Source organism: Hamadaea tsunoensis DSM 44101 (genome assembly GCF_000428945.1).
GTDB lineage: Bacteria > Actinomycetota > Actinomycetes > Mycobacteriales > Micromonosporaceae > Hamadaea > Hamadaea tsunoensis.
On the sequence record NZ_AUAX01000003.1, the window covers coordinates 145410 to 159034 of the forward strand.

Consider the following 13625-nt stretch of genomic DNA (forward strand, 5'->3'; position numbering starts at 1 on the left):
CGCCGCGATTTCAGCGCTAGACGATCACAAGTCGGGTGGAGTGCCAGCCGGTGGCGCCGTCGGGTGCCGGCGGCGCCTCCGCCTCGGCCTGTGTCTGCCCGGTCGCGTCCGTCGCGCGTACGGTCAGCTGGTAGGTGCCGGGCGTGAAGTTCCAGTCCAGCTTCCACTGCCGCCACGTGTCCGAGGACACCGTGTCGAGCAGTTCGGCGTCGTGCCACTGGCCCGGCTGCCCGTCCGGCGCCACGTTCAGCTCGACCTTGCTGATGCCCCGGTGCTGCGCCCACGCCACGCCCGCGATCGTCACCTGGCCGGCCGGCCGTGACTTGCCGTCGCCGGGTGTGTCGATCCGGGACTCGGTCTTGATCACCGCCTGCTGCGACCAGCCGCGCGGCACCCAGTAGGCGTCGAACGCCGCGAACGTCGTCACCTCCAGCTCCGCGAGCCACTTGCACGCGCTCACGTAGCCGTAGAGGCCGGGCACGACCATGCGTACCGGGAAGCCGTGCACGACCGGCAGCGGCTCGCCGTTCATCCCGACCGCCAGCAGCGCGTCCCGGCCGTCCGTCAGGGCCTCCGTCGGCGACCCGCAGGTCCACCCGTCCACGCTGCGCTGCACCACCTGGTCCGCGTCCGGGTGCACGCCCGCCTTCTCCAGCAGCCCCTTCACGGGTACGCCGAGCCACTTCGCGTTGCCGATGAGGTCCCCGCCGACCTCGTTCGACACGCAGGCCAAGGTGATGTAACGCTCCACCATCGGCATGTCGAGCAGATCGGCGTACGTGACGGTGATCTCGCGGTCGACCATCCCGTGGATACGCAGCTGCCACGTCGACGGGTCGATCTGCGGCTCGGCGAAGAACGCCGTGTCGATCCGGTAGAAGTCCTTGTTGCTCGTCACGTAGCCGGGGTCCACATGGGACGGCAGGGCAGGGGCGGGACTCGCCGGCGCCGGCAGCGTGACCTCCGACCGGGCCTTGGCGACGCCCAGCCGGGACGCGATCGTCCGCCCGAGGACGCCGACGACCACCCCGCCGGCCGCAGCCACCCCCACGGTACGCAGAAACAGCCGCCGCGACCGTTCACGGGCGATGTCCTGCTCGGCGCCGGTCATGGACCCGACGGGAGCGGAGCGCTGCTGCTGGCGTACCAGATAGGCGAGAAGGACCCCGGCGGCGATGCCACCGACGAGCGACGGAAGGGCCCACGCGGCGGTGGCTCCCGGGCGGGTGAGCGCCGCGGCGACCCCCACCAGCGTGAAGAGCCCGATGCCGGCGAGGCCGAAGGCGAGCCGTACGCGTGCCGCCAGCCCGACCAGCGCGGCGAAGGCGGCCAGCACGAGGACCATGCCGACCAGCAGGGCCTGCTTGTCATGCGTGCCGAAGACACTGATCGCGAAGTCTTTGACCCCGGGTGGCACATGATCGATGACCCAGCCGCCGACCGCCACGAGTGGCGCGCTCCGGGCGCCGAACGGCACCGCCACCAGTTCGGCGAGCCCGACCGCGACCAGCGCGGCAGTCATTCCCGCGAGCGCCGCGCGCACTTTGGTCATGCCCCCATTCTGCGCCGGGGGTGATCAAGCCGTCTCTTACGAAGTGGTGAAAGAAAACGGCCCCCGGGAGAGATCCCGGGGGCCGTTCGACGGAGTCGGGTCAGAACCCGGGACCGTGCTGGTGGCCGTGGCCGTGCGAGTGGCCACCGCCCGCGGCCGGCGCCTGCTCCTTGGGCTTCTCCACGACCAGCGACTCGGTCGTGAGCAGCAGGCCCGCGATCGAGGCGGCGTTGATGACCGCGTTGCGGGTCACCTTCACCGGGTCGACGATGCCGGACTTGGCGAGGTCCACGTAGGAACCGGTCGCCGCGTCGAGGCCCTCGCCCCAGCTGCTCTCGCGGACCTTCTGCACGACGACGTAGCCGTCGTGGCCGGCGTTCTGGGCGATCCAGCGCAGCGGCTCGTCGAGCGCCTTGCGGACGATCGCCACGCCGACGGCCTCCTCGCCGGTCAGGCCGAGGTTGCCGTCCAGGGTCGGGGCGATCTGCACGAGCGCGGCGCCGCCACCGGGGACGATGCCCTCCTCCACCGCCGCCTTGGTCGCCGAGATGGCGTCCTCGATGCGGTGCTTGCGCTCCTTGAGCTCGACCTCGGTGGCCGCGCCGACCTTGATCACCGCGATGCCGCCGGCCAGCTTGGCCAGCCGCTCCTGCAGCTTCTCGCGGTCCCAGTCGGAGTCGGTGGCGGCGATCTCGGCCCGGATCTGGTCGACCCGGCCCTTGACCTCCGCCGACGAGCCCGCGCCCTCGATGATCGTCGTGGTGTCCTTGGTGACCACCACGCGGCGGGCCTGGCCCAGCTGCTCCAGGCCGACGGAGTCGAGCTTGTAGCCCAGCTCCGACGCGATGAGCTCGCCGCCGGTCAGCACCGCGAGGTCCTGCAGCATCGCCTTGCGGCGGTCGCCGAACGCGGGCGCCTTGATCGCGCAGACCTTGACCGTCTTGCGGATCGCGTTGACCACGAGCGTCGACAGGGCCTGGCCCTCGACGTCCTCGGCCACGATCAGCAGCGGGCGGTTGGTCTGCAGGACCTTCTCCAGCAGCGGCAGGAGTTCCTCGATCGAGGAGATCTTCTGCGTGGTGACCAGCAGGTACGCGTCCTCGAGGACGGCCTCGCCGCTCTCCGGGTCGCTGACGAAGTGCGGGGAGATGAAGCCCTTGTCGAACTGCAGGCCCTCGGTGACCTCCAGCTCGGTCTGCATCGTCGAGCCGTCCTCGACGGTGATGACACCGTCGCGGCCGACGCGCTCCATCGCCTCGGCGATCAGGTCGCCGATGGTGGCGTCCTGCGCGGAGATGGTCGCCACGTGAGCGATGTCCTGACGGTCGGCGACCTCGGTCGCCTTGGCCAGGAGGGCCTCGCTGATCTTCGCGGCGGCCTTGTCGATGCCGCGCTTCACGCCCGCCGGGTTGGTACCGGCGGTGATGTTGCGCAGGCCCTCGCGGACCATGGCCTGGGCGAGCACCGTCGCGGTCGTCGTGCCGTCGCCGGCCACGTCGTTGGTCTTGGTCGCGACCTCCTTGACCAGCGCCGCACCGAGGTTCTCGTACGGGTTGGCCAGCTCGATCTCCTTGGCGATCGTCACGCCGTCATTGGTGATCGTCGGTGCGCCGAACTTCTTGTCGAGGACGACGTTGCGCCCGCGCGGACCGAGGGTGACCTTGACCGCGTCAGCCAGCGCGTTCACGCCGTGCTCGAGAAGGTGCCGGGCGTCGTCCGAGAAGCTCAGAATCTTCGCCATCAAATCTCCTATGCGAAATCACGCCGGCCCGGCCCCCCACGCTCGGGAGGACCGGGCCGACGGTCGGGTCACTTCTCGATGACCGCGAGGACGTCGCGGGCGGAGAGCACGAGGTACTCCTCGCCGGCGTACTTGATCTCGGTGCCGCCGTACTTCGAGTAGACGACGGTGTCGCCGACCTTCACATCGACCGGGATACGGGCGCCCTTGTCGTCGAAACGGCCCGGGCCGACAGCGAGGACGGTGCCCTCCTGCGGCTTCTCCTTGGCGGTGTCGGGGATCACGATGCCCGACGCGGTGGTCGTCTCAGCCTCGTTCGCCTGGACCAGGATGCGGTCCTCGAGCGGCCTGATCGCAACCTTCGTCGCGGTAGTCACGAGCATACCCTCCTGGGGTATCGAATTGCCGTCTGTCTCACCGTCCGCAGCGGCACCGTCGTCGCGGGTGCCGGGCCGCCGTGGCTGGCTGGGGCCCACGTGGGCCCTGTCATTCTTAGCACCCTCGAACCGAGAGTGCTAACCGAAGGTTAGGCCGTGGCTAGCACTCAGTCAAGGAGAGTGCCAGCCGTTTCGTCCCCGCGCGCCGCCTGTGCGCTGTTCTTCCCGTGCGGCCTACGATCGACGGCGTGGACCTCGATCAGCTGGCGGCGCTGCGCTCCCGCGACGGGTCCGCCGCCCTCGCCGCGGCGGCCGAGCTGACCGGCCAGGAGCCGCTCGCCGCCGTCAGCGCGCTGCGGGCCCGCGGCTTCGGGCCCGATCTCGCCGGCGTGGCGCTCAGCCAGGCCCGCCTGCGCGACCGGGCCGTCGGCAAGTTCGGCGCGGACGCGTACCGGCTGCTGTTCACCAAGGACGGGCTCGAACAGGCGACCCGGCCGGCCGTCGCCGCCCGGCGCGCCGCCCGCCTGGCCCAAGCGGGTGTACGCCATCTCACCGACCTCGGCTGCGGTCTGGGTGCCGACGCGATCGCGGCCGCCCGGGCGGGCATCACCGTCCACGCGGTCGACGCCGACCCGGTGACCGCCGCGATCATCGCGTACAACGCGACCGTCCTCGGCCTCGACATCGACGTCAGCTGCGCCGATGCCCGGGACGTCCCGCTGTCGGCGGCCGGCGCGGCGTTCTGCGATCCCGCCCGGCGGGTGACGGGATCCGGGGCCCGGCGTACGCGGGACACCCGCCGCGTGTTCGATCCGGCCGACTACTCGCCGCCCTGGGACTGGGTGGTGCAACTGCCCACGCTCGTCCCCTACACGGCCCTGAAACTGGCGCCCGGCATCGAGCAGTCGCTGCTGCCCGAGGACTGCGAGCTGGAACTGGTCAGTGTGGACGGCGACGTCGTCGAGGCGGCCGCGTGGTGCGGCCCGCTGGCCCAGGTCCCCCGCCGGGCCGGCGTCCTGCGCGGCCGGACGGCGCACGAACTGACCGGCAGCGGTACGCGTATCGCGCGGGTGGGGCCGACCGGCGACTACGTGTACGACCCCGATGGAGCCGTCGTCCGCTCCCATCTCGTGGCCGAGTACGCCGACCTGCTCGACGGGCGGCTCGGCGACGAGAGCATCGCGTACGTGTGGTCGGACGCGAAGGTGGCGACCCCGTTCGGCCGCGCGTTCGCGGTCGACGAGGTCATGCCGTTCTCCCTGAAGCGGTTGCGGACGGCGCTGCGGGAGCGCAACGTCGGCCGGGTCGAGATCCTCAAGCGAGGGTCGGCGCTGGACGTCGAGCAGCTGCGCCGGGATCTGCGGCTGGCCGGGGACGAGCCGGCCTCCCTCCTGCTGACGAGGGTCGCGGGCAGGCCGGTCGCCGTCATCGCCCACCCCGTCTGACCGGGTTCTAAGATCCCGGTATGGCGAGCCACGGAACTCCGGCGACCGCGCTGCTGGCGAAGCAGAAGATCACGCACGCGCTGCACGCGTACGAGGTCTCGCCGGACGCCCCGAACTACGGCGCGCTCGTCGCGACCGCCATCGGCGCCGACCCCGCCCGGGTCTTCAAGACCCTGGTCACCGAGGTCGACGGATCGCTCACCGTCGCGGTCGTCCCGGTCACCGGCGAGCTCGACCTCAAGGCGCTCGCCTCGGCGGCCGGCGGGAAGCGGGCCGCCATGGCCGATCGGGCGGTCGCTGAGCGTACGACGGGCTATGTCCGCGGCGGGATCAGCCCGTTGGGCCAGCGCAAGCGCCTGCCCACGGTGATCGACGCGACCGCGCTCGCCGGGGACACGATCTTCGTGAGCGCCGGCAAGCGCGGTCTGCAGGTGAGCCTGCACCCGGACGATCTGGTACGCCTGACTCAGGCGACGGTCGCCGCCATCGCCTCCTCCTGACGGGGTGCCGGCCGGCGGTCCATCTCCCGCCAGAACCGGCCGGCGAACGGGGCGAGCGTGGCGATCAGGTACCCCGTGCCGATGATGATCAGCGCCTGCCGGACGCCGTGGTCGGCCAGCCACCCGCCGAGCAGTGAACCGAGCGGCATCCCGCCGAAGGCCAGCGCGGTCCCGAGCCCGGAGACCCGGGCCTGCAGCGTCTCCGGAACCCGCTCGTACATCACCGCGCCGAGGATCGGGTTGACGGCCGCGATGCACACCCCGTCGACCAGGCCGAGAACGATGATCGCCCAGGTCGGCGCGCCGAACGCGAGGAAGTAGAACCGGGGCGCGCCCGCGATGAGGAAGCCGATCGAGTACAGCGACCAGCGGGGCAGCCTCGGCGCCAGCACCGTGTACGCGATGTTCCCCGTGACCGCCCCGACGCTGAAGCTGGCGCTGACGATCGCGATGCCGAACGGCGACCCGTAGATGTCGCGGGCCCAGACGGGTACCAGGACGGAGCCGAAGGCCTGGTCGAACATGTTGGTGGCGAACAGCATCGCCATCAGGCCGAGCAGCAGCCGGTCACCGCGCAGGAAGACGGCTCCGGCCCGCAGGGCCTGGAAATACGGCTCCTTCTCGGCCTTCTCCGCCCGCCCGGGTACGCGTACCAGCCCGGCGACGAGCAGGCCGCAGAGCGCGAACGAGGCGGCGTCGAGGTAGATGACGTGTGCGGCGCCGCCGAGCAGGGCGACCAGGGCTCCGGCGGCGATCACGCCGACCAGGCCGGCCGCGCGGCTGAATCCGTCCACAAGAGACGTCGCCCGGGTCATGTCCACACCGGACGCCGCCACGGACTGGGTGAACAGGGCGCCACGCTTGGCCGTGTCCCCGAATCCGCGCAGGAACCCCGCGATCGCCACCAGTACGCACAGTCCCGCGTACCCGAGGTCGCCGAGGTCGTAGAAGAGGGGGATGGAGCCGACGACGGCGGCGCTGGCGAGGTCGGCCGCGATGCTGACCCGGCGGCCGCCGAGGCGGTCGATGAGCGGCGCGCCGAACAGTCCGGCGAGGACCATCGGGACGGCCTCGGTGGCGGCGACGATGCCGGTCTTGGCGGCGCTGCCGGTGGTGGCGAGCACCAGCCAGGGTACGGCGACCAGGGACATCCGGCTGCCGAGCAGGGAGATCGTGCTCGCGGCGAGCAGGCCGGCGAAGGCGGGACGGCGCATCAGGCGGCCTGCCCGTTCTCGTTGTCCCGGACGAACGGCATGACCTGCACCTGGACAGCGACCCGCTCCATGCCGTCGGGTACGGGTTCGTCGGCGTCGTCGCGACGGTACTCGCCGATCAGGGCCCGGACCCTGGTGACCAGGTCGGCCCCTTCCTCGGGGGTCAGACGCAGCCAGTAGTTACTCAGATCGATGGCCTCCTGCCAGGGCTCGGGCATCGACGGCAGCTCGTAGAGCCACCGGTCGACGCGTTCGGCGTACTGGGCGGCGACCGCGCGCATGTACGCCTCCGACTCGGCCGGAGCCTCGCGCGCGGCCGGGGTGTCGAGCGACATGCCCCGGTGCACCGCGCGCCACCAGCGCTCGCGGCCGGTGCCCCGCTCGGCGTCGTCGGTCACGAAGCCGTAGACGGCCAGCTGGCGGAGGTGGTAGCTGGTCACACCGCTGGACTGGCCGATCCGCTCGGCGAGCCGGGTCGCCGTCGACGGACCTTCCTCCCGCAGGAGGGCGAGGAGGCGGACCCGCAGGGGGTGCGCCACGCCCTTCAAGCTCTGCGCACTCAGATTGATGCTCTCGTCCATGCGGCCAACATATCTTTGCAAAGACTTCTTTGCAAGACATCCGCTGCAAACATTTCTTTGCACTCTCCTTGCCCGCTGCCCCAGCTGCGAAGATCCCGTTTGGATCAGGGAAAACACCCGAATCTTGGGCCATGATTCGGGTGAAAAGCCTGATCCAAACGGGATCTTGGGAGGGCGGGGGTGAGCGTCAGGCTTGCCAGGAGCGCCAGAGGGCGGCGTACGAACCGCCCGCCGCGACGAGTTCGTCGTGCGAGCCGAGCTCCGCGATCCGCCCGTCCTCGACGACCGCCACCCGGTCCGCGTCGTGCGCCGAGAACAGCCGGTGCGCGATCGCGACCACCGTCCGGCCGGCGAGCACGGCGGCCAGCGACCGTTCGAGGTGGCGGGCCGCGCGCGGATCGATGAGCGAGGTCGCCTCGTCGAGGACCAGCGTGTGCGGGTCGGCGAGGACGAGGCGGGCCAGGGCCAGCTGCTGGGCCTGGGCCGGCGGCACGGCGAAGCCGCCCGAGCCGACCCGTGTGTCCAGGCCGTCCGCCAGCTCCTCCACCCAGTCGCGCAGGTCCACCGAGGCCAGCGCGTGCCACAACTCGTCGTCGGTGGCGTCGGGCTTGGCGAGCAGCAGGTTGTCGCGGAGCGTACCGAGGAAGACGTGGTGTTCCTGGGTCACCAGCGCGACCTCGGAACGCCGCCGGTCCAGGGGCAGCCGGGCCATGTCGACGCCGCCGACCGTCACGCTGCCGGCCGTGGGCGGATGGATGCCGGCCAGCAGGCGCCCGAGCGTCGACTTGCCGGCGCCGGACGGGCCGACCATCGCCAGCCGCTCCCCCGGGCGCAGGGTCAGGTCGATGCCGTGCAGGACCGGCCGGCCCGGCACGTACGCGTACTCGACGCCGGACGCGACCAGCTCGGCTCCCCGCGGCCGCAGCGACGGATCACCGCTCTCGTCGGCCGCCAGGCCCACGCCGACCAGCCGGGCCAGCGCCGCCATGCCGACCTGCAACTCGTCGAGCCATTCGAGCATCCGCTCGATCGGGCGGACCATCTGCTGGACGTACACGGTCGCGGCGACCATCTGGCCGAGCGTCGCCCAGCCCTGGAAGTAGAAGACGCCGCCGAGGATCAGGGTCGCCGTCACGGAGATCGTGAAGCCCATGTCGATCACCGGGAACAGCACCGTACGCAGGCCCAGCGTGAACCGTTCGGCCGCGTACGAGCCGCCGATCCGGGCGCGGATGTCGGCGTTGCGGCGTTCGGCGTACCCGAAGGCCTCCGAGGTCCGGGCGCCTTCCACGGTCTCGGCGAGCGAGTCGGTGACGTCCGCGTACGCGGCGTTCTCCCGCAGGTAGCCCGGCGTGGCCCGGCCGAGGTACCACCGGGAGATCCAGATCAGCAGCGGCGCTCCGGCCAGGCAGGGCAGGGCGAGCAGCGGGCTGTTGAGGACGAGCGCGATCGCCGACAGGACCGCCGTCACGGCCGCCACGAACAGCTCCGGTACGCCGTTGCGCACGCTGTGGTTCAGCGACCCGACGTCCCGGGAGGCCCGCGTCATCAGGTCGCCCGTGCCGGCCTTCTCTACTGTGGACAGCGGCACGTTGAGCACCCGGCCGACGAACTCCTCGCGGACGTCGGCCAGCATCTGCTCGCCGAACCGGCTGCTCGCGTACACGGCGAATCTGATGATCACGGAGTGCGCGACCACGGATGCGACGATGCCCAGGGCCAGCCGGTCGACGTGGCCGGTCCGGCCGCCGGAGGTGACGGTGTCGATCAGGTCGCCCAGCAGGCGCGGCGCGACGAGGCCGGCGACGGCGGCGAGGCCGTGCAGCGCGACGACCTTGCCCAGCGCCCGGCGGTGCAGCTTGAGCAGGCCGCCCGCGTACGCGCGCACCAGCGAGCCGGGCGCGATCGGGAGGATCTCGCGGGCCATCTCAGTCCTCTCCCCGGGTGACGGTCGCGCGGTAGCGCGGCTCCGAGTGCATCAGCTGGCGGTGGGTGCCCTCGGCGATGACCTTGCCGTCCTCGACGTAGAGGACGTTGTCGGCCCGGTCGAGCATGAGCGGGCTGGTCGTCGTGACGAGCGTCGTGCGCCCGGCGCGGAAGTCGCCGAGCCGGGTCGCGATCCGCGCCTCGGTGTGCGCGTCGACCGCGCTCGTCGGCTCCACGAGCAGCAGCGCGGGAGCGTCGGCGAGCAGCGCCCGGGCCAGCCGGAGCCGCTGCTGCTGGCCGCCGGAGAACTCGCGGCCGCGCTCGGCCACGAACGTGTCCAGCCCGTCCGGCAGCGCCTCGACGATCTCCGTCGCGCTCGCCGCGGTCAGCGCCGCCGTGATCTGCTCGTCGCTCGCCGTCCCGCGCGGGTCCAGCTCCGCCCGCAGCACGCCGCTGAACAGGCGCCCGTCGTTGTCCGACACCAGGATCAGCTCACGCACCGTCGCCCGCGCCAAACCCGTCAGCGGTACGCCGTTGGCCGTCGCGTCACTGTCGGCGTACCGGCCGAGGCGATCGACGATCTCGGCCGCGTCCTCGGGCCGGGCGGCGGCCAGCGCCGTGTACCGCAGCCGGCAGGCGGTCACGCCCGACTGCGGATCGCGCAGCTCCAGCGCGCCCAGCGGGGCCGGCAGCGCCTCGGCGGGATCGCCGATCTCCGGCTGCATCCGCAGCAGCCGGACGAGTCGCCGGGCCGCCACCAGCCCGCGGGTGATCTTGTCGGCCGCCTCGACGATCGTCCGCAGCGGCGAGACGAGGAAGGCCGCGTACCCGTAGAAGCTCACGAGCTGGCCGGGCGTGATCTCGCCGGACAGGGTGAACCGGGCGCCGAGCCACGTCACCAGCGCCAGGAACAGGCCGGGCAGCAGGATCTGGGCCGCCTCCAGCAGCGCGTCGACGCGGCCGACGCGTACGCCGGCCGCGCGCAGTTCCTGCGACTGCTCGCGGTAGGCCTCGGCGAACACCGACTCGCCGCCGACCCCGCGCAGTACGCGCAGCCCGGCGACGATGTCACCGGCCCGGCCGATCAGTTTGCCCTGCTGCTCCCGGTACGCGGCCTGGCGCTGGTGCAGCGGCCGGATCAGCAGGCTGACCGTCGACATCATCACCGGTACGCCGACCAGCACCACGAGTCCGAGCTGGGTCGAGGCGCTCAGCAGGATGACGGCGACGACGATGATCGCGGCGACCGCCCCGGAGCCGCGCAGCAGGATGTCCAGCGCCCCGCCGATGTGGCTGACGTCGGAGTTGCCGATGCTGACGACCTCACCCGTGGCGATCCGCCGGGGCAGGGTCGCACCGATCCGGTTCGCCTGCGTGACGGTCAGCTGGATCGTCTTGTACGCCGCGCTCAGCCAGTTGTAGACGGCGAACCGGTGCCGCATGATGTTCGCCCACGCGGTGATCGCCGACAGGGCGAAGAAGATGCCGGCCCAGGTCAGCAGGCCGCTCGTGCTGTGCGCGCGGACGCCCTGGTCGATCGCGCGCCCGACGGCCGCCGGGGTCAGCGCCTGGGCGACCATCCAGATGACGCCGAGGGACATGCCGACCACCATCGTCGGCCACTGCCGACGCCAGAGCCAGCCGAGGTAATGCGCGGGCGACCGGCTGTCGGGGAAGCCGGGATCCAGGACGGGAAGGGGTTTGCGTAAGGGGCGCCGCACAGGCGGCACATTACGAGATCGGGGCCGCCGGGGCAACCGAATTTTGGCCGGTCACACCCGATTCGTACCCCGCCTTACCAAGGGTCGCGTGCTCGCCCGATAGGCTGTCGGCGTGCTGGTCCTCGTCGTCGACACCGCCACGCCCGCGATCACCGCCGCGCTCGCCGAGGTGACCGAGGAAGGCACTCGCGTCCTCGCCGAACGGGTGACGGTCGACGGCAAGGCCCACGGCGAACGCCTCGCCCCGCAGATCGAGGCGGCGCTGACCGAGGCCGGCGTCAAGCCCCGCGATCTGGCCGCCATCGTCGCCGGAACCGGGCCCGGCCCGTTCACCGGCCTGCGCGTCGGGCTGATGACCGCGGCCGCGATGGGCAACGCGCTCGGCGTACCGACCTATGGAGTGTGCAGCCTGGACGGTCTCGGTGCGCCGCTGTCGGGACACGCGCTCGTCGCGACCGACGCCCGGCGCAAGGAGGTCTACTGGGCCGTGTACGCCGACGGCGTACGCGTGGACGGTCCGCACGTCGACCGGCCGGCCGAGGTCTCGCCGGGTGCGGCCACGACGGCGGTGGGCCAGGGCGCCCTCGTGTACGCCGACGTCCTCGGCCTGCCGGTGCCGCCGGACGAGCCGATCTACCCCAGTGCGTTCGAGCTGGCCCGGCTGGCCGCCCCGCGGATCCTGTCCGGCGAGCCAGGCGAGCGCCTCGTGCCGCTCTACCTGCGCCGCCCCGACGCGGTCGAGCCCGGCGCCCGCAAGCACGTCTCATGAAGCTGAGCCGGCTGCGCTGGTGGCAGATCGAGGAGATCCTGCCGATCGAGGAGGACCTGTTCGGCGCGGAGAAGTGGACCGCGGGCATGTTCTGGAACGAGCTCGCCAACGGCCACCTCTACCTCGCCGCGCTGGACGACGACGGTTCCGTCCTCGGATACGGCGGCCTCGCGGTCAGCCCGCCCGACGAAGCGTGGATCAACAACGTCGCCGTACGCCGGGACGCCCAGCGCCGCGGCGTGGGCCGGGCCCTGGTGGCGGCCCTGATCGACGCCTCCGTACGCGCCGGTGCCGAGCAGACGCTGCTGGAGGTGGCCGCCGACAACATCCCCGCGCAGGCCCTCTACCAGAGCTTCGGCTTCACCACGATCGGCATCCGCAAGGGCTACTACCAGCCCAGCAACACCGACGCCTGGGTCATGCGCCGAGAGCAGTGAGGATTGTCTGATGAGTAGCGTTCCGCTGGTCCTCGGGATCGAGACGAGCTGCGACGAGACCGGCGTCGGCATCGTGCGCGGCCACACCCTGCTGGGCGAGTCACTCGCGTCCAGTGTGGACGAGCACGCCCGGTTCGGCGGCGTCGTTCCGGAGGTGGCCAGCCGGGCGCACCTGGAGGCCATGGTCCCGACCATGCAGCGGGCACTCGACCAGGCGGGCGTGACCCTGGCCGACATCGACGCGATCGCCGTGACGGCCGGCCCCGGTCTCGCCGGCGCCCTCCTCGTCGGGGTCGCCGCCGCCAAGGGGTACGCGCTCGCGGCCGAGAAGCCGATCTACGGCGTGAACCACCTGGCGGCCCACGTCGCCGTGGACACCCTGGAACACGGCCCGCTGCCGGAACCGGCCATCGCCCTGCTCGTCTCGGGCGGACACTCGTCGCTGCTGCTCGTCGAGGACCTGGCGCGGGGCGTACAGCCGCTGGGTGCGACGATCGACGACGCCGCGGGCGAGGCGTTCGACAAGGTGGCCCGCCTGCTCGGCCTGCCCTTCCCCGGCGGACCCTGGATCGACAAGGCGGCCCGCGAGGGCGACGGCGCCTCGATCACCTTTCCGCGCGGCCTCACCGGCCCCCGAGACCAGGCCGAACACCGCTTCGACTTCTCCTTCTCCGGACTCAAGACGGCCGTCGCGCGCTGGGTCGAGGCCCGCGAGCGCGACGGGGAACGCGTACCGGTCAACGATGTGGCGGCCAGCTTCCAGGAGGCCGTCTGCGACGTGCTCACCGCCAAGGCGATCGCCGCCTGCCGGGACCGCGGCGTCGACACCCTCGTGATCGGCGGCGGCGTGGCGGCCAACTCCCGCCTGCGGGTCCTCGCCGAGGAGCGGGCGGCGAAGTACGGCATCGCGGTACGCGTACCCCGGCCGAAGCTGTGCACGGACAACGGGGCGATGGTGGCGGCGCTCGGCTCCCACCTCGTCGCCGCCGGGGTGGCGCCCAGCCGGCTCGATCTGCCGGCCGATAGTGCAATGCCCCTCACGTCGGTGGTGGCATAACTCCCATCGCGGGTATGGTCACCGGCGTGATCGTGCGCATGTGGGAGATCCGTGCCTACCCGAACCATTTTCCGGAATTGCTGAGCTGGGTCACGGACGTCGCCGTGCCCGGCCTGGAGATCCAGCCGCTGCACATGAGCACGGAGATCTTCTCGTCGGCCGACTTCCGGATCGTGGTGCTCTCCCGCTGGCGCGGCGAACCGACGCCGCTGCCCGACCCGCCGCGCGACCTGGTCGCCCGGTCGGCCCACGCCTGGGACTTCACCCCAGTGGACCGATAGGTCCCTGCTCCAGATCTTAAGAGT

Annotated in this window: 13 protein-coding genes; 6 read left to right on the plus strand and 7 right to left on the minus strand. The window is 71.9% G+C overall.

Annotated features, from left to right (window positions below; translation table 11 throughout):
• Positions 1–16: 16 nt before the first annotated feature.
• From G401_RS0105715 to groES, 3 genes are all read right to left on the minus strand, one after another.
• Positions 17–1552, minus strand: coding sequence for a molybdopterin-dependent oxidoreductase (locus G401_RS0105715; protein ID WP_027341743.1), 1536 nt, complete (start codon positions 1550–1552; stop codon positions 17–19).
• Between the two features lie 100 nt (positions 1553–1652).
• A complete protein-coding gene (gene groL / locus G401_RS0105720; protein WP_027341744.1) occupies positions 1653–3293 on the minus strand; it encodes a chaperonin GroEL in 1641 nt (546 codons plus the stop codon).
• Positions 3294–3361: 68 nt separating this feature from the next.
• Entirely contained in the window at positions 3362–3676 is a 315-nt protein-coding gene (gene groES / locus G401_RS0105725) for a co-chaperone GroES (protein WP_027341745.1), read from the minus strand.
• 242 nt (positions 3677–3918) lie between these two features.
• On the opposite strand from groES, the gene G401_RS0105730 reads away from it, so the two are divergent.
• Together G401_RS0105730 and ybaK are read left to right on the plus strand one after the other, a co-directional pair.
• Complete coding sequence (locus tag G401_RS0105730) at positions 3919–5115, plus strand: THUMP-like domain-containing protein (protein ID WP_027341746.1); 1197 nt, start codon at positions 3919–3921, stop codon at positions 5113–5115.
• Between the two features lie 20 nt (positions 5116–5135).
• A complete protein-coding gene (gene ybaK, locus G401_RS0105735) occupies positions 5136–5615 on the plus strand; it encodes a Cys-tRNA(Pro) deacylase (RefSeq protein ID WP_027341747.1) in 480 nt (159 codons plus the stop codon).
• Here the strand turns inward: ybaK and G401_RS43735 are convergent.
• The 4 genes from G401_RS43735 to G401_RS0105755 form a co-directional block, all read right to left on the minus strand.
• Positions 5582–6829, minus strand: coding sequence for an MFS transporter (locus G401_RS43735; protein ID WP_034590855.1), 1248 nt, complete (start codon positions 6827–6829; stop codon positions 5582–5584). The two genes, ybaK and G401_RS43735, sit on opposite strands and share 34 nt — an antisense overlap.
• Positions 6829–7410 carry a helix-turn-helix domain-containing protein gene (locus tag G401_RS0105745; RefSeq protein WP_051366215.1) on the minus strand — a complete coding sequence of 194 codons (582 nt, stop codon included), beginning with the start codon at positions 7408–7410 and terminating at the stop codon, positions 6829–6831. Before G401_RS0105745 ends, G401_RS43735 begins: the two co-directional genes overlap by 1 nt.
• A gap of 187 nt (positions 7411–7597) precedes the next feature.
• Positions 7598–9337: an ABC transporter ATP-binding protein gene (locus G401_RS0105750; RefSeq protein WP_027341749.1), complete on the minus strand. Its 1740-nt coding sequence runs from the start codon at positions 9335–9337 to the stop codon at positions 7598–7600.
• Position 9338: 1 nt separating this feature from the next.
• The gene (locus G401_RS0105755; RefSeq protein ID WP_084556853.1) at positions 9339–10949 is read right to left on the minus strand and encodes an ABC transporter transmembrane domain-containing protein; all 1611 of its coding nucleotides are present in this window, start codon (positions 10947–10949) and stop codon (positions 9339–9341) included.
• A 220-nt stretch (positions 10950–11169) separates the two neighbouring features.
• Here G401_RS0105755 and tsaB point away from each other — a divergent pair, with 220 nt between their 5' ends.
• The 4 genes from tsaB to G401_RS0105775 are packed head-to-tail and all read left to right on the plus strand — an operon-like array spanning position 11170 to position 13601.
• Positions 11170–11826, plus strand: a complete 657-nt coding sequence (tsaB, locus tag G401_RS0105760) for a tRNA (adenosine(37)-N6)-threonylcarbamoyltransferase complex dimerization subunit type 1 TsaB (protein ID WP_027341751.1) — start codon at positions 11170–11172, stop codon at positions 11824–11826.
• On the plus strand, positions 11823–12263 hold the full coding sequence (rimI, locus tag G401_RS0105765) for a ribosomal protein S18-alanine N-acetyltransferase (protein WP_027341752.1): 441 nt from the start codon (positions 11823–11825) through the stop codon (positions 12261–12263). The genes tsaB and rimI overlap by 4 nt, the downstream gene beginning before the upstream one ends.
• Before the next feature lie 10 nt (positions 12264–12273).
• Positions 12274–13320 carry a tRNA (adenosine(37)-N6)-threonylcarbamoyltransferase complex transferase subunit TsaD gene (tsaD, locus tag G401_RS0105770; protein WP_027341753.1) on the plus strand — a complete coding sequence of 349 codons (1047 nt, stop codon included), beginning with the start codon at positions 12274–12276 and terminating at the stop codon, positions 13318–13320.
• A 26-nt stretch (positions 13321–13346) separates the two neighbouring features.
• Positions 13347–13601 (plus strand): hypothetical protein, encoded by a 255-nt coding sequence (locus G401_RS0105775; protein WP_027341754.1) that lies wholly within the window; start codon positions 13347–13349, stop codon positions 13599–13601.
• The last annotated feature ends 24 nt before the right edge of the window (positions 13602–13625 follow it).